Source organism: Leucobacter sp. BZR 635, from assembly GCF_048061935.2.
Classification (GTDB): domain Bacteria; phylum Actinomycetota; class Actinomycetes; order Actinomycetales; family Microbacteriaceae; genus Leucobacter.
The window spans coordinates 1-18,571 of the sequence record NZ_JBLUNZ020000059.1; the positions used below are offsets into that span (position 1 = coordinate 1).

An 18,571-nucleotide genomic window follows, 5' to 3' on the forward strand; every position below is an offset into this window, starting at 1 on the left:
CGAACTCGATGCGGCGACGAGCAGCGCGCTCGTCAGCGGTGTCTTTCGCGAGCGCGAGGTCACGGTGGCACTGCCGCTGCTCGACGGCAGCTACGAAATGTGGGACGCGGTGTACGTGTGCATCGACCGCGCGCGAAGCCAGCGCGCGACAGAGCTCACCTGATTGCCGAAACTGCCCGATACCGTGCTCTAAGTTGCTGGTTCCGCCAGAAGATCATCGATGGGTGGTTGGTTTAGCGGACGCGGTATCGGAATTCCTCAGGAGGGGCCCGATAGAGTAGAACCGCTTGACCGCCGGAGTGGCCGGGAGGCGGAGCCGGTCGTCGACGCAATCACACAGAAAACGGCATTTCCATTGGGTGCCGCGTTATTGCACGCAGGTGCAGACAGGAAACTGATATCCATGGCGAAGTATCGAGTACAAAACCCCGCAACGGGTGAGATCATCGAGAGCTTCGAATCTGCGACCGACGCTCAGGTTGAGGAACACCTCGCCAGCTCGGACGCCGTCTTCCGCGAGTGGCGAGAGCGCAGCGTGCAGGAGCGCGCGGCTGTCGTGAAGCGGGTCGCCGAGATCTTTGCGGAGCGCCGCGAGGAACTCGCAGAGATCATCGCCGTCGAGATGGGCAAGTCCATTGCCGAGAGCCTCGACGAGGTCGATTTCGCGACCGACATCATCGAGTACTACGCGGTGTACGGCCCCGGCCTCATCACGGACTACGAGATCCCGAGCACGATCCCGGGCAAGGCCATCATCGAGCAGCTGCCCGTCGGCGTGCTGCTCGGCGTGATGCCGTGGAACTTCCCGTACTACCAGGTCGCCCGCTTCGCGGCGCCGAACCTCGTGCTCGGCAACACGATCCTGCTCAAGCACGCCGACATCTGCGCGAAGTCGAACCTTGTGATCCAGGAGATCATGGAGCAGGCTGGCGTGCCGGTCGGCGGCTACCAGGCCGTCTTCACCTCGCACGACCAGATCGCCACCATGATTGCTGACCCCCGCGTGCAGGGTGTCTCGCTCACCGGCTCCGAGCGCGCAGGCGCGATCATCGGCGCACAGGCGGGCACGCACCTCAAGAAGGCCGTGCTCGAGCTCGGCGGCATCGACCCGATGGTCGTGCTCGACAGCGACAACGTCGCAGAGATCGCGAAGACCGCGTGGGAGTTCCGCACGTACAACGGCGGCCAGGTCTGCAACTCAAACAAGCGGATGATTGTCATGGCCGACATCTACGACGAGTTCGTCGCCGAGCTGAAGAAGCTCGCTACGGGCCTCACCCCGGGCGACCAGCTCAACCTCGGCGAGGGCGAGTTCGCTCCGCTCTCGACGCGTGCAGCGGCTGAGACCGTCAACGCGCAGGTACAGCGCGCGGTTGCAGAGGGCGCGACCCTCGAAGCCGGCGGCGTGCTCTCGGACGGCCCCGGCGCGCACTACTCGCCCGCAGTGCTCACGGGCGTGCCCCGTGACTCGGCGTCGTACCAGGAGGAGATCTTCGGCCCCGTCGCAACCGTGTACAAGGTACACAGCGACGAGGAGGCGCTCGAGCTCGCGAACGACTGCGCGCTCGGCCTGGGTGGATCGGTGTTCTCGACCGACGAAGCACGCGCGGCGCGCGTCGCCTCGAAACTTGAGGTTGGCATGGCGCACGTGAACATCATCGCGGCTGAGGCCGCGGAGATCCCGTTCGGCGGCGTGAAGCGCTCGGGCTTCGGCCGTGAGATGGGCCCGGTTGGCATCGGAGAGTTCGCGAATAAGCGACTCTACTTCGTGTCTGCCTAACTCTTCGGCGAGATGCTCCAGTGGGGGCGCGGGCTTCGGCCCGCGCCCCCACTGTGCGTTGTGGGTGAGACGCCTGATGCGCAATCACGTTCCGTTTGGCCTCGGACCCACCCTGCTCGCGCACGTTCGGGGGCCGAACGGAAAATTCAAACCCGCGAGATCTCGCGGTTCTGGGGGGAATTGTTCGGGGGCGGGATGTGCCGTGCCTGAACAGGGGAGCGGCGCAGCCTATGGTTGGTGAGACAGGAAAAACAATGGTTTCGGATAGCCAAACGAGAGGTTCGAGCCGTCCGAACACGGATGCCAGAGGGGAAGACTGTGAACACTGCTTCGCCAGAAGTGAGCGGTACGAGCTCAGACACACGAGACACGATTGAAGCCTTTGCCGAGGGGCTGCGAGACCTGAGGATCGCCGCGGGAAACCCTACACTCGCCGCGATCAGCGACCAGACCGGAATATCAAAGAGCGTCATCTCTGTCGCATTCTCTGGCAAGGCGCTCCCGACCGAGAACACGGTGCTGAAGCTCGTGGGACTGTTCCAGGGAAATCCCAAAGAATGGCGCAGTCGCCGGAACGCGCTAGACCCGCGAAACAACATCGGAGAAGGTGGGTTTGAAGCCGCGCAGACGGGGCGTCGCTTCTCGCTCATGCAGACCCTGTCCATTGCGGCCGGGGCTGCGCTCATTGGCGCGCTCGCGACCGGCCTCACGATGAACGCACTGGGCGTCGGCGCCGCAGAAGCCGCCGGAGACCAGCGCCACCTCACCGCAGCGGACAACGGAGTAGACCCAATGCTGACGAGCTGTCGCGATGATGCGGTGATCGCGGCATCTGAGGCGCGCCTGAACAATCTCGTGCACGTGCAACTCATGTACTCGAACGACTGCATGGCGGTGTGGGGCCGGGTCACCCGCTACGACGACAAGACCGAGGGCAACACCATGACGATGCGCGTGTGGCCGCTCGATGATCCCGAGAGCGAGCGATCGCAGTCGCGCACCGACATCGGGCTGCAGTCGCTCTACACCCCGATGATCATTGAGCCGGATACCGCGGCACGCATTTGCGGACAGGCCACAATCATGGTGGACGGCAAGACCGAGGACCTCGGGCCCAAGCTATGTATCTGACACACGCACATCACAGCAGTTACTCTGCTCCAGCTGTGCGGGGTAGAACCGGATCCTTTCTCTCGATCTTGAGAACGCGATCGCACGCCCGCATAGTCGCGCTCGCCGCAGTGGGCGGACTACTCTTGTCGGGTTGCACGGGGGACCGCGGCACCGAAGCGACCACAGAGTGGCAGCAGTTCGGCCCGTTCGAGATTTCCGCCGCGCACGCCAGCGAAGCGGGTCTCGACGGTGAGGGGCAGGTTCGGCTCCCTAATGGCGCGGTTGCCACACTTGACGCTGAGGCCCTACTCGGGTCCGGGCGCGAACTGGCCCCGCTACCTGGTCGCGACGATTACACGATTACCGCAGAGCACTACTCGTACACCTTCGATGGTGACGAACCCGTGTTCGTCGGCGTGGTGCAGACGAGGCACACGATGCACTACCGCGGGTATACGGAGGACGAGTTCGTGACGTTTGTGCTCGGGATCAGTGCAGAGGAACACCCCCGCGAACTCTCGCGCACCCGAGTACTTCGCGGAGGGGAACACACGGCCACTATCGCCGGCCGTTCAGACCAGGGAGTGATCGCGGTGCAGCTCGCCGGCGCGCTCAACACCAACGTTCCGCACGACAGCAGGGTCATTGGTGTGGACGCGATCCGCGCCACGGAGGTCTGGGGCAAAGACCACGGGTATCCAAGGTACGGTGACGGCATCGCGACGTTCTACCTCGCGGGCAGTGCGGACGTGTGCGCTGCCGAGGTGCAGCGCTACGACGTAGCGAATGGGCTCGTCGAATCGGCCGAGCAATTTGCGAACACTGATGTCGCGACGGGCGGAACCTGCGTCACCGCCGCCTCTGGTTAAGTCGGGGATCCTGACGCCTTGTCAGGGGTTCGGGGCCAAACCGGGAAGAAGCGAAAAAGCCGAACACCTGCTGCCCTCACAGCGGTTGTGAGAGACAAGCTTCTTCCGAGACAGTATGACTGACCCCTACGGTAACCGGGAAGGGCAGTATCCGAGCGCCGTTGCCTACCCATGAGGCACCAACCTCGGGAGGCTGACACTTAGCGTGACTGAGTCGCCGGGGCGTACGCCCGAGGCGCGCGCTCAGCGGCACTCGGCATGCCGGACCGGTTCTCAAGGAAGAGATAGAGAAGCACGTATGAACTCGAACGATACGAACACCTCCGCTGAGTCGTCGACGCAGCCTGGCCGGGGCGTGCCCCCTCCGCCGGGCTTGGGAGCGCTCACTCCTCCTGACGCTCCACAGCTCGAACACGGACGCAAGAGAGCTTCGGCGGTAGCGGCGTCAGTGATCGCCGGGGTACTCGTGCTCTCGGGGGCGGGCGCGGCGCTTGCTCTGACGAACACCTGGCCATTTCAGGGCTCCTCAGGTGCCGACACCGCTGCTGCGCAGACCAGCAACGCCGGTCTCGAACAGGTCGCACCGCCCACATTCGCAGATGGAATCGAGCTGAAATGGAGCCTGGAGGGTGCCGACCTCCACCCCGACGGGCAGCTGACTGGCCACCTCCCAAGGATGCTCGGCAATATCAACGAGGCGAGCCGCTCGTACCAGCCGATCCAAATCGACTCTGGTGTGCTCCTCAACTACACGACCGAGGAAAGCCGTGGCGTGACGCCGCCTCGCTGGGCGCTCCTCGACGCAGAGCAGGGAGACGTGCTGTGGGATGACGCGGCCGCGGGGGATCCACTCTCATGCGCCGTGTCCCCCGACGGGGCTGAAGCCGCGTGCAGCTCGCTGCTCGGGGGCGACGCCCAGCTGAGCACGGTGGGCGAGCAGGGCATTGGGTTTGCGGCGCACGCAGAGTTCGGCAGCGTTCGCTACTCCACCGACGGAATCGAGGTGCTGCGAGAGGAAGCCATCGACAAATTCTCGGCTGAGGGCCAATACGTCGGCAGCGAAGCCGTGGGCGGGATATTCGCCGGGAGTGTGGGAAACGCGCGCGTGCCTGATTGCGTCTGGCTCTCCGGCGCCGGGCAGATCTCATACATCGGAACCGGCTGCGACGCACCGCGGGAGGAGGTGCTCGTAGAAGTTGACGCGTTTACCTGGAGCGTCCTCGGAGAGGAAAACGAGCTTCTGCTCATCTCCAGTGATGGCGGAACCAGAGTCTTCGACTTGGCTACTCGTGAGCAGCTCTGGGCCTTTCCCGGCGGGATGCCTGGCAATCTTCAGTACCCAAATCTCGTGCAGCAAGGCGAGGAACAGGGCGTGCTGCTCCGCCGTAACGGGGACGAGGGATCGGGGTATGCAGTCGTTGGACTTCGCAGTGGCACCGAGGCTCCGCTCGACATCACTGGGGGTACGGTCGTCGTCGCGGCGAACGAAGTGCTCGTGTTCAACACCGAAGAAGGGCTCGGGGCTGACGCCCGCTCGGTCTCTAGCGTTGAGGTGTTCGACGGGGTAACCGGGGAATGGCAAGGTGCTTTTGAGTTCCCAGAGATCACGGATATTAGTGAGATTACCGGCGGGCCGCTGGGCGTACTCATCGGTCACCCGAAGTGTGTGGACTGCACGACCGCCGAGGGCTCACACATCATTGACCGTTATTCGTTTCTCGGCCCAGCGGAGAGCGCGGCAGGCGCAACGCTCCAGCGGGCTTCCGATGTGCAGATTTCCACGGCTATCCCTGCGGCGTGCCCGGCGGACACTGTGCTGCTCGCTTGGGCTGAACTGTCAGACGGTTGGGTGCTCGTATGCGGCATCACCCTCACCGAGCCCAGTTACCTCGTCTACCAGCCGGCGGATGGCACCCCTCGCAGCTATTCCCAGGGCGCGACGCAGCCGGCGAGCCCCGAGGCAAGGGGAGCTCTGCACTTCGATGAGCGGCTCGGGCGTTACATTGCACAGATGAGCGACGGCAGCGTGCTCACGCTCGACTACGACATCGGTACGCTCACCGTTCGCGACAGCGCCGGTGAGAAGACCGCCGACCAACAGCGACTGGTCCGCTACATTTTTGTCCTACTGGGCAGCGACGTGCGCACGGTTGAGGACGTATCGAAGGAAGCTGGAGCATTCTCGGTGCAGGCGCCAGGGGAGACAGCTGAAGATCAGGTTCGCTACATGATCGAGGTCCTCGAGAAGGCCTACGCCGGTCGCGCGCTGGTCAAGGATGCGCTTCCAAAACTTGAGCATTGCACCGCACCAGCCGGTGGCTACGGCGACAGCATCGCCACCATGCAAGCGGTGCGGGAGAACCGTGCTGAACTCCTTGAAGCGCTCGATGCGATGCCCATCGATCGGATTCCGCAGGGACAACGTCTGCTTGACGAACTCGTCGACGCAATCCGGCACTCGCACGCGGCGAACGTCGAGTACGTCGCGTGGGCGGAGTCAGCAAATGTCGCCGGCTGTGCATCACTGTCTCAGGCAGGGAGAGCTTCCGCGAAGGCCTCAGACGGCCCGAAAGAGGCATTCGCGGAGCTCTGGAACAGCGCGGTCGCCCCAAAGTATGGGGTGCGCACATTCGACGCCGGGCACATCTAGATCGAACACCATCGCCGGCCGGGAGAGAGAGGTCTTCCCGGCTTGCACAGAAAGGCCAGCATGTACATTGAGAACCCGCATGACGCAGCTCGGCTCCTCGCCGACCCGACCACACCGGCCGAAACGCTCGCGGCCATTGCCAGCTCGCACCGCGACTTCTGGACCGCGGTCTCGCTGCACCCAAACGCCTACCCCGAGCTCATCGAGTGGATGCGACAACAGGGCTTCACGTCAGCACCGTTGCCAGCGCATCCGACGTCGGCCGTGCACGCGCCCGCTCCCAGAGCCCAGGCCAAGTTGCAGAAGTCTCGCAAAACCTGGCTTCTCATCGGAGCTGCGGCCGTCGCGGTCGCTGTCGCGGCAACAGCGGTCGGTGTCTCCCTGTTCCTCCGGCCAGACAAAAAAGAACTGGTGGACTCGCTGTCTCTGGTACGAGGCATTGATCCTGCCGAGGAGTTCTGCTTCACCGCGGTCGACCTGAAGCATCAGCTGGGCCCGACAGACCCTGCGGTGGAAGCCGCGGCCGGGGAAGACAAGCTCGGGATGTCGCCGTTCTTTGCCGATTGCGGCGACCCGCTCTACGGGCTGTCTTTCATTGATGTCCTCGGTGGTGAAGCAACGATGCTCGCTCAGCGAGGCTCTAAGCTCGATTTCTCTCTCGCGATTGACGGGGACTTCAGCGAGGCCGGCCTCTCCAATCAGCTGCGGCAACAGCCTGGCGGCGTGTGGGGTGACCAAGCTGAGCGCTTCCAATACACTCTGGCCGACGGGGTGGTGTATGCGAACGAGGCCGGCAGCGAGCCCCCGGGGCCACCAGCTAGTCGAGCCGACTCGCTGGCAGTGCATCCCGCAGCCTCGCAGCTCATGGAAGCGCTTGTCGAGAAAGAGCCGTTCTTTGTCACGGTAGGGAAGAGCCATGGGCTTACAGCGCAGCCGCTTATGCAGGATGTCGCGGTAACCGGGTTCGGGAGTGCTGTCAGTGAGCAGGACTCAGTCATGACGATGACTATCGCGTTTGCCCACGAGACAGACGCCGACGCCCGCACGCTCGCTGACCGCCTCGAAGGGATACTTGAACGTCTCTCTGCAGGGAGTAGTTCCCCCGTGTTTACGGTGGAACATCACGGAAAAGTGGTGCTGCTCAACTACCCAAATCCGAGCACAGACCTCACCCAGGTGTTCTGGGCGCTCCTCGCCGAACAGTAAGGGTGGGCCACAGGCCAGGGAAGTACACCAACGCCCCTGCTCGATCGGCCAGCCGCCCGCCTCACCCGACGGTGTCGATGACGAGCGGCGCGGTGAACACCTCGCCCGCGACCTGGAAATCAAGGAACAGTAGGTAGCGCCCCGGTGTGGGGGCGGTGATCTCGAAGGCGATGTGCGGCCCCGAGGTTGCGCCGGGCTGCGGGGCGTCGCCGTGCGGATGCACGTGCAGGTAGGCGAGGTCGCCGTCGCGCAGCGCGACGAGGTGCCCGAACGCCCCCAGGTACGGTTCGAGCGCCGTGACCGGTTCGCCGTCGCGGCTCACCGTGAACTGGAGTTCGCTGCCGTGGTTCGGGGTGATGGATCCGCTCACCGTGACGTCGTAGCCGCCGACGCTGGTTTCGGTGCGCGGGGTTGCCGGGTGGAGCGCGAGCTCGCCGGGGGTCTCCGCGGCGACCTCGACCGTTGCCGAGAGGGTGAGGCCTGCGCCGGTGGCGGTCGGGATGAAATCCGCGAACGCACGGTAGCTGCCGGGTGCGTCCCACTGCCACGGCACGGACCACGTACCTGCCGCGTCCATCGTGGGGTGCACGTGATGGAAGTGGGCACCGTCGCTGCGCGCGACGATGAGGTGCAGCTTCTTCTCGTGCTCCTCGGTGAAGTCAGCGACGGCGTCGCCGTCGGGACCGCTGATTACGAAGGAGAGGGTGCCGGGTTCGTTCGCGCTGCCTGGGGCGCTGACCTTGCCTATCCGGTAGCCGTCCTCTGTCTGTGCGAGGCCGAAGGTTGTCGACATGTCGTGGTCGGCGTGCGGATCCTGAGGCGTATGGCCCGTGTGGCCCGTGTGGTCCTTGTGGCCCGTGTGCTCAGCGTGCGGATCGTGTGCAGCGGTTCCCATGGTGTGCTCCTTAGATTGCGAATTGCGGTGCGGGAAGCTGGGGAGTCGCCGCACGTAACATTCATTGCAGCATACCCCGTGGGGGTATATGTTTGTTGTGAGCGACACAAGAAGAGTCGCAGCAATCGAAAGGTGATGTCAATGGGTCTGCTGGCAATCCGCGACTTCCGGCGGCTGTTCGCGGCCCAGATCGTTGCGCTCTTCGGAACCGGCCTCGCCACCGTCGCGCTCGGCCTCCTCGCCTACGAGCTCGCGGGCCCGAGCGCCGGCGCCGTCCTCGGCACCGCACTCACCATCAAGATGGTGATGTACGTCGTGATCGCGCCGCTGGCCGCGGCCTACGTTGATCGGCTGCCGCGCCGCATGTTCCTCGTGCTGCTCGATGTCGTGCGCGCCGGCGTCGTGCTCATGCTGCCGTTCGTCACCGAGATCTGGCAGATCTACGTGCTCATTGCGCTGCTGCAGTCCGCCTCTGCGGCGTTCACTCCGACGTTCCAGGCCGTGATCCCTGACATCGTCACAGATGAGGAGAACTACACGAAGGCGCTCGCCGCCTCGCAGGTTGCCACCACAATGGAGAGTCTGCTGAGCCCCGTGCTCGCGGCGGTCGCGCTGAGCTTCATGACGTTCAACGTGCTGTTCGTTGGTACCGCAGTCGGTTTCGCGCTCTCGGCAGTCTTGGTGCTCTCGACGCGGATCCCGAACGCGCGGCCCAGCGCGCACGCGGGTGCGTGGGATCGAGTGGCCTCCGGCGTGCGGACCTTCATGCGCACCCCGAGGCTGCGCGGCCTCATGGCGCTCAACCTCGTGGTCGCCGCGGCGGGATCCATCGTCGTCGTGAACACCGTGAACTTCGTGCGCGACGTGCTCGGCGGCGAGCAGTCCGGCGTCGCCTGGATGCAGGCCGCTTCGGGCGGCGGCACCCTCATCGTCGCGCTCATCGTGCCGCGGCTGCTCGGCAAGGTGGCCGACCGCAGGGTGATGCTCACCGGCGCGGTCGTGCTGCTTGTTGCGGTTGCCGGGGCCGTCGCGCTCGCTCTCTCGGGACTCGCGAGCTGGCCGCTCACCGCGGTCGTGTGGGCTGTCATTGGCGGCGGCATGGCGATGATTATCACCCCCACGGGCAGGGTGCTGCGCGGGTCGGTCGAACCGAACGCGATCCCGGAGGTGTTCGCGGCGCAGTTCTCGCTCTCGCACCTCGCCTGGCTCATCACCTACCCGATCGCGGGCTGGGTGGCGACGAGCGCCGGCTTCCTCACTGCGTGGTGGATCCTCGCCGGCCTTGCCGTGATCGGCGCAGTCGCGGCGGTCGCGCTCTGGCGGCCGGAGCCGGGGTTTGAGGTTGTCGCGCCGGTGGACGATGTGGCGGCGGGGCAGGGTGTGGCCGGCGCGGATCCCGAGCGCGCCGACGCTGCGCCGCACCGGCATGCTGGCCCGCGCGCTCATACCCGCGCCCACGCTCAGGCGCATGCTCACGCCGAGGATCCGCAGCACGGGCACCACGAAGTCGCGATCGCCGAGGGCACGCTCGTTGCCCTGCAGTGTTCCTGCGTGCGCCCGGTCTAGCTTGGGGCGGGTGTAGTAGGGCCCCGATTTAGTGCGGCATGCGGCGCGCCGACGATAGAGGCCGGCGCGCCGCGGCCCGGCGCTAGGCCGTCGCGGGGACCCCGTAGGTGAGCTTCATCGTCTCTGGCGAGGCCACGAGGGCCATCAGCGAACCGAACACCGCGCTCTCGCTGACCGCCCCCATGGAGCGTTGCGCGGTCTCGAGGGATGCCCAGCGGTAGTCGAGTAGCCAAGCGTTGTCGGCTCCGTCTACGCGGAACAGCTCGCGAGAGACGAGCCCGCCGAGGCTCGCGAGTTCCTCGTCGAGCGCGAGCAGCGCGGTTTCGAGGCTCTCGGTCGTGGTGTCTGGGAGGGTGGTGAACTCAATCATCTCGATGACAGACATCAGATTCCTTTCTGGGGTGCGGGTTGACCCGCAAAGCATTTGCTTAATGACCATACTGTAAACCACCTTACTAAAGTTGCGAGTCCGAGTGAATCTTGACTGTGAGAGCGCGGAAGTTGAGTCAGTCAGTAGCCCACGGCGATGACCCGCGAACGGAGCGAAGTCCCCGACCTTGACCGGGCGCCCGTCCCACGTGACTCGCGCTAGTGTGCGGTATCTCCGCGTGACTCCGGCGTGGCTAGGGCGCGAATGAGCTGCGTGAGCGCCGGGACAGGTACCCCTGACCCCTCGACAGCGGCGCGCAGGCCGGGCAAGGTGAGTAGTCGCGCGAGTTGCCGCGAAGCGTCGAACCTCGCTCCTCTCGTATGGACTTCGTGAAGGCGCCACCCACCAATCTCTTCGTGGGGATGCTGCTCGGCGATGAGTAGCAAGTTATACAGATCGATGAGGTCTTTGGCCTGGCTTCGGCCCGTGACGGCCAATGCCTTGAGGACAACTGCGTGCTCAACGCTGGGCGTTCGCACTGTGATCCGGAACGATGTGTAGTCCGACAGCAGTACATCCACGTGATGTGTCACTGGATGTCCTGCGATCGCAAGCGATAGGCCGGGCACCGCGTCGAAGCCGCGCCCGCCATGCTCCTCCGAAGAGAAGTGGCCGGTCCGTGACGGGACCAGAAGATCTACGACCTGGTCACCCTTGCGGTAACTGTTCCCACTCGACGCTGTGTAGCCGACCTCACAGAGCCGCTCGTGAACCGCGCCGGCTTGAGCAATGTGCACCGACAGTGCGGCATCCACGTCCGCTGTGCGGCGAACAACGAATCCTTGCGCCGGGAACGCTTCCGTGAGCAGGGATACCATCATGCCGCCGACTACTCGGGTATCAGGAAGGTCTGCGGTGACCTGTGCCGCGTCGCGGAGCGCTAGGAACGCCTGATCGTCAGCTCGTGAGGATGAGAACGTGCCGTAGCTTGGCTCGATCATGATTCAAGGGCCCCCAGAACGGAAGCTTTGAGCCGATCCACTGCTTCCTCGGCGTCTGGGCCGCCGCTTGCCCGCAGGTCCCATGCAGCCAAAGGCGTGTCGGCAACACCGCTCTGCCAGGCGCTCGCGGTGTGGAAAACGGTGCGGTCTTTCGGCATGGTGATTGTCACGGACGCTTCAGCCGCTGTCGCGGGTGAAAACCCGAGGGCCTCCATGTCTATGGGCGATTCCGCATATGCGACGATCTGCACCGGCTGGCGCCACGGGGCGAGCTCATCCGCGGCCCCGTCCGCAGACAACGTCGTCAGCGAGCGCAGTAGCTCCGCCTGCCGGATGAACGGGGTGCGCGAGTACCAGAATGTGCGCACGCCACCCGGCCCCGGATATTCGGCTATGAAAGCATCCCAGACCTGCTCGGGGTCCGCAGTAACCCAGCCGTTCGAGCGTTTCTCGGCGAGGGGGCCGAGTCGTTCTAGTGCCACAGAGACAGCGCCCTGGGTGAGACCTACTTCGGCAGCGAGCTGCTGCTGAGTGCGAGGGAGTGGCGTGCGTAGCAGGGCCCGCATGAGCGCGTATCGGCCCCAAGGTACTCTTCCGCGGGCAGTTGCCTTCTCCGTATGAACGGGCGGAAGCTTGTCTGCAAGGATGGAGTGCCCGTCCCCAGTCATCAGCCAGGCGCGCGGTGCTTCGGAAATCAGGGAGAGCACCCGCTTGCTTGCCCGGGGAACAACAAACAGAAATACCTCCCCGGTCGGTAGTGCATTCGATTCGGCGATCTGTCGCGCGGACGGGCTCGTCGCCTGCCGAATAACGTGCACCTGCCAGCGCTCGAGCCCACGAGACACAGCGAGCTCAGTCGCGCTGCGAGCGTGCACAGTGAATCCGGCGTGCGTGAACACGTCGGCCTCACTGAGGGTCGCGCGCTGAATGAGAGTCATGCATATTAGTTAAACAGCGATATTTCAATTTAGCTAATACTTTTTGAAAGCACCGGGGTGCACGCTGAGTCCGCCGCGCCCGAGCAACACCCCACACCCCGCTATCCTTGATCGGTGACAAGTTCGAGAGCAGAGACCGCGTATCAGCGTGCGGTGGCAGCGTTCAAGAACCCGACGCTCGATCTGCTGCACGGCAGGTATGCACCCTTTGTGGTGTCGGTGCTCTCGGTGATGTTCTCCGCCGAGCGGGCGAGCGTGCCGATCGCCGACGCGCACGTCGAGGTGGGCACCTTCGTCGAGGAGCTGCGGGCCGCGGGCTACGACCTCGGCGACCGGACACTGCCGAACGGTTCGGGCCGCGACATCTGCCGCTACTGGGCGCGTGTCGGCTGGCTCGTGCCGCAGATCCACGACGGCGTCGAGCTGTACAAGCTGTCGGCGCAGGCCGTCGGGGCGCTTGAGGTCGCCGGCCGCGCTGGCGGCGGCCGCGCGAAGGTGTCGCGGTCGCGCGTGCGGACGCTCCTCGAATCGGTCGAGCAGCTCACGCAGAGCGCCGAGACCGACCCGCAGATCCGGCTCGCGAGGCTCCGCGACGAGCGGGCGGCGCTCGACGCCGAGATCGCGATGATCGAGCGGATCGAGGCCGAGGACGGCGAGCTCGACCCCATCGACGACGACCAGCTGCTCGAAGACACCGAGAACGTGCTGCACCTGTCGCGCGAGCTGCCGGCCGACTTCGTGCGCGTCGCCGAGTCGATCAACGCGATGCAGCGTGACGTTCTGGCCCAGCTGCGCCGTGACGAGCGCCCCGCGGGCGAAGTGCTCCGCGAGTACCTGCACCGCGGCGAGCACGTCATGGAGGCGACGCCGGAGGGGCGTGCCTTCGCGGGTGCGCTCGAACTCATCGGCGATCCCGAACACATCGACAACCTCACTGAGCAGCTGCAGAACCTCCTCGGGAAGCCCTTCACACGCCACATGAGCGCGGAGCAGCGGAACGACCTGCGCGCGATCGCGAAGCGCGTCGAACAGGGCGTCGAGGAGGTGCTCGGTGCGCAGCGCCGCGCCTCGCACGTCATCACGACGCAGGTGCGCACGCACGATCCGATCCGCGACCGCGAGGTCGATCACCTGCTGCGCAGCGTCATGGCGGGCCTGCAGGCGTGGGTGCCGGAGTCGAAGGCGGGGGATCGGATCGATCCACTGCGGAGCCTCCCGACCGCAGGCATCGGCCACCTCAGGCAGACCGTGAGCGATCCGCGCCCTCCGAACACTCCCGTGCCGCTGAGCGCAGCCCGCGAGGCTGCCGAGCGCGCAGAGTTTGTCGACGCCGATACGCGTGCGTGGGGCGGCCCGAACTACACTGAGCTTGAGGACTACGTCGCGGGCATCGCCGGCGACCACTTTGATCTCGCCGAGGCGTTCTCGGGAATCGCCAGCGACGTGAACCGCCGCCCGGCTGACCTGCTCGGCCTCCTCGAAATTGCACACCGCAACGGCCTCACCGAAAGCGGCGAGGTCTCCGTCGTCGAGGCGTTGCGCCCCGACGGGACCACCCGCCAGTTCGCCTTCGGCGCGGTGACCGCGCGCACACTGAAAGATGACACGCATGACTGACCAGACCGCAGCTGAAGTGCGCGACACCGAAGCAACCGGCACCGAAGCGCCCGGCACCGAAGCGCCCGCCGCCGGGGCTCCCTTCGTCGCGCCCGTCGCGATGGAGAACGACCCCGAGGAATACTTCGCGGGGGATCGCGGAGTGCTTGAACCCGCCGTGCGCCGGGTGCTCGTGCGGCTGCTGCAGCGCCGAGTCATCTTCGCCGACAAGCACAGCGACGAGTGGGCGGTGCTCCTCGAGAATCAGCAGGTCATCGAGTCGCGGCTGCACGACCTGTTCGTGCGGCTCATCGTCGACCCCGAGCGCGGAGTCGCCTACAAGCAGCAGGTGCGCTCGGAGGAGCTCGAGGTGCCCGTGCTGCTGCGCGACGAGTCGTATAACCGGGCAGAGACGCTCGTGCTCGTTTACCTCCGCACCGTGTACCAGCGCGAGTCGACGGCGGGGGAGCTCGCCGTGCGGATCGACGTCGAAGAGATCGAGCAGACCGTGCTCAGCTACTTCAACGAGCAGGAGGGCAACCCCGCGGCCAGGCAGAAGACCGTGCGCAGCGCGCTCGGCCGGCTCCGCCAGGAGGGCATCGTCGAGGAAGAGACCGAGGGGCGCTTCACGATCACCCCGCTCGTCGAGGTCGTGCTGAGCGCGGACCGGCTTCGCGAACTGCAGGGCTGGCTGCGCGAGCAGACCGCTCCGGCGGCGGCGCCAGCCCAGCCGGTCGCGGATCCCGATCCCACCGACACCGCCGAGCAAGACACCGCCGAGCAAGACACCGCCGAGCAAGACACCACTGAACAGGATCACGAGGGCGCATCAGCATGACCATGCTCGACACACTGTTTGGACTGATCCCTGCCGCCTCCCGCGGGCAGCAGTGGATCGCCGACGAGCTGCAGCTCGTGAACTGGGGCGGCTACGACGGCGCGCACCGCGTGAAGTTCTCGCCGAACGCGACGCTGTTCTGCGGCGGATCGGGCTCCGGCAAGTCAACCCTCATGGACGCGTACATCGCGCTCATGATGCCGCACACGACCCCCTTTAACGGTGCCTCGAACGGCGGCGTCTCGGGGCGTTCGCGCGGCGAGGAGCAGCGCAATATTCTCTCGTACGGCCGCGGCAAGCTCGACGAGTCCCGCACCGACGAGGGCACGCACGTGCGCGTGCTGCGCGGTGACGGGGAGGACACCTGGACCGCGATCGCGATGACCTGGACCGACCACGACGGTTCGCAGTTCACGGCCGTGCGGGCCTGGTACATCCCGGCGACCGCGCGCATCATCGAGGACACGGTGCGCGTGCGCGCGACCTGCGACGGGCCGCTCGACCTCAGCGCGCTCGAGGCCGCTGCCGGTCAGCGCCTGAGCGACTCCGCGGTGAAGGCCGCGGGGCTCGAAACCTTCTCCACCGACCGGGAGTTCTCTGCGAAGATGCACGCCGTGCTCGGCATCGGGGCAGCCGGTGCGGGGTCGAAGGCGATGAGCCTGCTCGCGCGCATTCAGGCGGGCCAGCAGATCACCACGGTCGACGAACTCTACAAGCGGATGGTGCTTGAGGAGCCAGACACCCTCGGCACCGCCGACGCCGTCGTCGCGCACTTCGACGAGCTCGAAGAGACGCGCCTGCGCATGGTCACCGCGCAGCGGCAGGTGCGCGCGCTGAGCCCGATCCGCGACATGCGTGGCAGGATCACGGCCGCAGCCGATCAGCTCCGACTCATCGACGAGATCGGCCGTTTTGCCGACCCCACGTCGCTCTCGGCGCTCTGGCGGAACACCCGCAGGCTCTCGCTGCTGCGCGATGTCGAGGCGGAACTCCAGCAGGAGAAAGCGAACGCCGACCAGGAGGTGCGCACGCAGCAGACGCTCGCGTCGGCCGTGGAGGCTGAGCGCGACGGGCTCATCGAGGTGCTGCGTAACTCGGGCGGCGACCGCATCGAGCGTGCCGAGCGCGACCTGTCGATCGTCGAGAAGCGGCTGGCGATCGTCCGCGAGACCAGGCGTCGATTCGACGAGGCCGCCGCGGAGCTCGGCGAGGAAGTGACCACGGAGAAGGCGTTCCGCGCCCTCGTGGCCCGCGCGCAGCAAGCCCTCGCGGATCCAAAATCGAAGGCGAGCGTGCGCGACGGCTACGCCGATGCCCGCGGCGCGACCAACGCGCTCCGCGCTCAGGTCGCTGAGCTCACCGCCGAGCGTGGCCGGGCTGCCGGCCTGCGCGGCAACATTCCGAGCCACCTGCACGAGGCGCGCGAGGTGCTCGCGCGCGCAGCCGGGCTCACCCCCGAAGAGCTGCCGTTCGTCGGCGAGCTCGTCGAGGTGCGCACCGAGTTCGAGCCCTGGCGGGAGGCGTTCAACCTCGCCCTCGGCGGCTTCGCGACGACGCTGCTCATCGACGACGGGCTGCTGCCCGTGTTCCGGGCCGCGATCAACGAACTCCGCATGCCGACCCGCCTACGCTACGAGGGTGTGCCGACCGGGCTGCGCAGGACGGCCCGCCTCGATCCCGCAGGCCTTCCCGGCAGGCTCGACGTGCGCGACACCCCGTTCACCGGGTGGCTCGAAGGGCGCCTCGCTGACCGCTTCGGCTTCGCCTGCATCGACGACCCGGCGACGCTGTCGAAGCACGCGATGGCGATCACGATCTCCGGGCAGATGTCGCAGGGCGCGCGCGGCGCGCACGGCGGTCACGGCAAGCAGAACGTGCTCGGGTTCTCGAACCAGCTCAGGCTCGCGGATCTCACCGAGCAGCTCACGAACCTTGAGGCGCAGATCCTCGCCGCCGAGCGGGCCGAGCGCGAGGCCGCATCGGGCCTCGACGCGCTCGACGCGAAGCACGCGGCCTACCTGAAGGTGAGCGAGCTCAGCTGGGAGCAAATTGACGTTGCGAGCCTCGAAGTCGAGCTTGCCAACTGGGAGCGGATTGTCGGCGAGCTCGTCACCGGCAGCCCCGAGATCGAGTCGCTGAACGAGCAGATTGCGGGCCTCAAGCTCAAGCACGAGGGGCTGCAGAAGCTCGTCGGCCGCGCAGAGGAGCAGCAGGAGCGGATCGCCGCACGCTGGGCCGACGTCACCGATGAGGTCGACACCGCCCAGCAGGCCATCGACGACGCGGAGGACGCGGAGCGGGAGCTCACCCAGGCACAGGCCGCCTACCTCGATGAGCGCTTCAGCGCGCCAGCGACCGCCCGCGAGCGGAGCAAGAGCGAGACGCTCGCGAGCTTCGATGCGGCGTTCCTCAGCGCCTCCAAGCTGCTCGCCGACGACCAGGCGACTGCGCAAGACACCCTTGAAGAGCAGCGCGACCACCTGAAGCGCGCACTCGAAAGCTTCCTCGAGAGCTGGCCGAACCCGAACCTCCGCGCCGACCCGGACTCTTCGCTGAAGGACTTCGAGCGGATCCTCGAAGAGCTCGAGACGAGCGGGCTGCACGAGCTCGAAACCGAGTGGAAGCACAGCCTGCTCAAGCTCTCGGGCAACGACCTCACCAACCTCGACTCGACCCTCAGCCGGTCGCTGCGCGAAATCAAGGAGCGCATCGAGCCGATCAACGCGATCATGCGTGATCTGCCGTTCTACGACGACGAACACCGGCTGCAGATCACCCCGCGCGAGAACCAGTCCGAGGCGCGGCGTCGCTTCCGGGCCGAGCTGCGCGAGGTGCGCTCGCTCATCGCCTCGGCAGAGAACGATGCGGATCGCGAGCAGGCATACGAGCGGATGAAGAAGTTCATCGGGCGGATCCGCCGCTCAGCGCCCGACTTCGCTGAGCTCGTTGACGTGCGCAACCACGTGCGCGTGAGCGCCGAGAAGGTGCACGCCGATACTGGGCAGCACGCGGCGCTCTTCGACCACATCGGCGAGAAGTCTGGTGGCGAGTCGCAGGAGCTCATCGCGTTTATCGTCGGTGCGGCGTTGCGCTACCAGCTCGGTGACGCAGGCTCCGAGCGGCCGCGCTACGCCCCCGTCTTCCTCGATGAGGCCCTCATCAAGGCCGACGCGCACTTCACGAAGCGCGCGATCGGTGCGTGGCGGGGCCTCGGATTCCAGCTCATCATCGGCGCACCGAACGACAAGTACAGCGCGATCGAGCCGCACGTCGACGTCGAGTACGACATCTTGAAGGACACGAGCGGCAGGTCGTGGGCGAAGCCGAAGGTGGGGCTGGCGGCGGGAGCCCGCTAGGGTTCCGGTTCCACCTCCCCGCCCCGGGTAGCCGAGGGCGGGGGACAGGTGCGGGGGGCCACCCCTCCCATCCTCTCCGACCCTATTAATCTAGGCCGACCCCAGCGTGGGGTGGGAACGGGTCGGAACGGATTAATCGGGGGTGTGAGGATGCGCGTGTGGCAGCATTCCGGGTGACTGGGCACGTCGCGGGCACGAGCTGAGCGCTCGGGTCTGCACCCTCGATTGTGGAGCGGCCAAGAGCGGCCAAGAGCGGCCAAGAGCGGCCAAGAGCGGCCAAGAGCGGTCGAGCCCAGGGGTGTCATATGTTGCGCCAAGGGTGCGCGAATGGTGGAAATTTCGGTGGGACCGAGACGCTGTGGAGGTCGGATCTGGGCAAACTAGCTGCTCGCT

13 protein-coding genes are annotated in these 18,571 nt (G+C 66.1%); 9 read left to right on the forward strand and 4 right to left on the reverse strand.

What is annotated here, in order from left to right:
- Positions 1–403: 403 nt before the first annotated feature.
- The 5 genes from ACI1US_RS11870 (at position 404) to ACI1US_RS11890 (ending at position 7,618) form a co-directional block, all read left to right on the forward strand.
- Positions 404–1,780 (forward strand): aldehyde dehydrogenase family protein, encoded by a 1,377-nt coding sequence (locus tag ACI1US_RS11870; protein ID WP_416550150.1) that lies wholly within the window; start codon positions 404–406, stop codon positions 1,778–1,780.
- 318 nt (positions 1,781–2,098) lie between these two features.
- Positions 2,099–2,911 carry a DUF2690 domain-containing protein gene (locus ACI1US_RS11875; protein WP_461640653.1) on the forward strand — a complete coding sequence of 271 codons (813 nt, stop codon included), beginning with the start codon at positions 2,099–2,101 and terminating at the stop codon, positions 2,909–2,911.
- Positions 2,912–2,946: 35 nt separating this feature from the next.
- Entirely contained in the window at positions 2,947–3,762 is an 816-nt protein-coding gene (locus tag ACI1US_RS11880; RefSeq protein ID WP_461640654.1) for a hypothetical protein, read from the forward strand.
- Positions 3,763–4,060: 298 nt separating this feature from the next.
- On the forward strand, positions 4,061–6,412 hold the full coding sequence (locus ACI1US_RS11885) for a hypothetical protein (protein WP_461640655.1): 2,352 nt from the start codon (positions 4,061–4,063) through the stop codon (positions 6,410–6,412).
- A 60-nt stretch (positions 6,413–6,472) separates the two neighbouring features.
- A complete protein-coding gene (locus ACI1US_RS11890) occupies positions 6,473–7,618 on the forward strand; it encodes a variant leucine-rich repeat-containing protein (protein WP_461640656.1) in 1,146 nt (381 codons plus the stop codon).
- 61 nt (positions 7,619–7,679) lie between these two features.
- On the opposite strand, the gene ACI1US_RS11895 is transcribed toward ACI1US_RS11890, so the two are convergent.
- Positions 7,680–8,513 (reverse strand): heavy-metal-associated domain-containing protein, encoded by an 834-nt coding sequence (locus ACI1US_RS11895; protein ID WP_461640657.1) that lies wholly within the window; start codon positions 8,511–8,513, stop codon positions 7,680–7,682.
- 141 nt (positions 8,514–8,654) lie between these two features.
- Here ACI1US_RS11895 and ACI1US_RS11900 point away from each other — a divergent pair, with 141 nt between their 5' ends.
- Positions 8,655–10,079, forward strand: a complete 1,425-nt coding sequence (locus ACI1US_RS11900; protein ID WP_461640658.1) for an MFS transporter — start codon at positions 8,655–8,657, stop codon at positions 10,077–10,079.
- A gap of 82 nt (positions 10,080–10,161) precedes the next feature.
- Here ACI1US_RS11900 and ACI1US_RS11905 read toward each other — a convergent pair whose 3' ends face one another.
- The 3 genes from ACI1US_RS11905 to ACI1US_RS11915 form a co-directional block, all read right to left on the reverse strand.
- The gene (locus ACI1US_RS11905; RefSeq protein ID WP_461640659.1) at positions 10,162–10,464 is read right to left on the reverse strand and encodes a hypothetical protein; all 303 of its coding nucleotides are present in this window, start codon (positions 10,462–10,464) and stop codon (positions 10,162–10,164) included.
- A gap of 203 nt (positions 10,465–10,667) precedes the next feature.
- Positions 10,668–11,450: a hypothetical protein gene (locus ACI1US_RS11910; RefSeq protein WP_461640660.1), complete on the reverse strand. Its 783-nt coding sequence runs from the start codon at positions 11,448–11,450 to the stop codon at positions 10,668–10,670.
- The gene (locus tag ACI1US_RS11915) at positions 11,447–12,388 is read right to left on the reverse strand and encodes a hypothetical protein (RefSeq protein WP_461640661.1); all 942 of its coding nucleotides are present in this window, start codon (positions 12,386–12,388) and stop codon (positions 11,447–11,449) included. Before ACI1US_RS11915 ends, ACI1US_RS11910 begins: the two co-directional genes overlap by 4 nt.
- A 114-nt stretch (positions 12,389–12,502) precedes the next feature.
- On the opposite strand from ACI1US_RS11915, the gene ACI1US_RS11920 reads away from it, so the two are divergent.
- Genes ACI1US_RS11920 through ACI1US_RS11930 form a run of 3 tightly spaced genes read left to right on the forward strand, consistent with a single transcriptional unit; the run spans position 12,503 to position 18,178 of the window.
- Complete coding sequence (locus ACI1US_RS11920) at positions 12,503–14,005, forward strand: DUF3375 domain-containing protein (protein ID WP_461640662.1); 1,503 nt, start codon at positions 12,503–12,505, stop codon at positions 14,003–14,005.
- Positions 13,998–14,822, forward strand: coding sequence for a DUF4194 domain-containing protein (locus ACI1US_RS11925; RefSeq protein WP_461640663.1), 825 nt, complete (start codon positions 13,998–14,000; stop codon positions 14,820–14,822). The genes ACI1US_RS11920 and ACI1US_RS11925 overlap by 8 nt, the downstream gene beginning before the upstream one ends.
- Positions 14,819–18,178 (forward strand): ATP-binding protein, encoded by a 3,360-nt coding sequence (locus ACI1US_RS11930; RefSeq protein ID WP_461640664.1) that lies wholly within the window; start codon positions 14,819–14,821, stop codon positions 18,176–18,178. The genes ACI1US_RS11925 and ACI1US_RS11930 overlap by 4 nt, the downstream gene beginning before the upstream one ends.
- The last annotated feature ends 393 nt before the right edge of the window (positions 18,179–18,571 follow it).

Excerpts from the sequence above, each read along its gene's own strand:
- ACI1US_RS11870 (WP_416550150.1), top strand. The coding sequence starts at position 404 with ATGGCGAAGTATCGAGTACAAAACCCCGCAACGGGTGAGATCATCGAG.
- ACI1US_RS11885 (WP_461640655.1), top strand. The coding sequence starts at position 4,061 with ATGAACTCGAACGATACGAACACCTCCGCTGAGTCGTCGACGCAGCCT.
- ACI1US_RS11890 (WP_461640656.1), top strand. The coding sequence starts at position 6,473 with ATGTACATTGAGAACCCGCATGACGCAGCTCGGCTCCTCGCCGACCCG.
- ACI1US_RS11895 (WP_461640657.1), bottom strand. The coding sequence starts at position 8,513 with ATGGGAACCGCTGCACACGATCCGCACGCTGAGCACACGGGCCACAAG.
- ACI1US_RS11900 (WP_461640658.1), top strand. The coding sequence starts at position 8,655 with ATGGGTCTGCTGGCAATCCGCGACTTCCGGCGGCTGTTCGCGGCCCAG.
- ACI1US_RS11905 (WP_461640659.1), bottom strand. The coding sequence starts at position 10,464 with ATGTCTGTCATCGAGATGATTGAGTTCACCACCCTCCCAGACACCACG.
- ACI1US_RS11910 (WP_461640660.1), bottom strand. The coding sequence starts at position 11,450 with ATGATCGAGCCAAGCTACGGCACGTTCTCATCCTCACGAGCTGACGAT.
- ACI1US_RS11915 (WP_461640661.1), bottom strand. The coding sequence starts at position 12,388 with ATGACTCTCATTCAGCGCGCGACCCTCAGTGAGGCCGACGTGTTCACG.
- ACI1US_RS11925 (WP_461640663.1), top strand. The coding sequence starts at position 13,998 with ATGACTGACCAGACCGCAGCTGAAGTGCGCGACACCGAAGCAACCGGC.
- ACI1US_RS11930 (WP_461640664.1), top strand. The coding sequence starts at position 14,819 with ATGACCATGCTCGACACACTGTTTGGACTGATCCCTGCCGCCTCCCGC.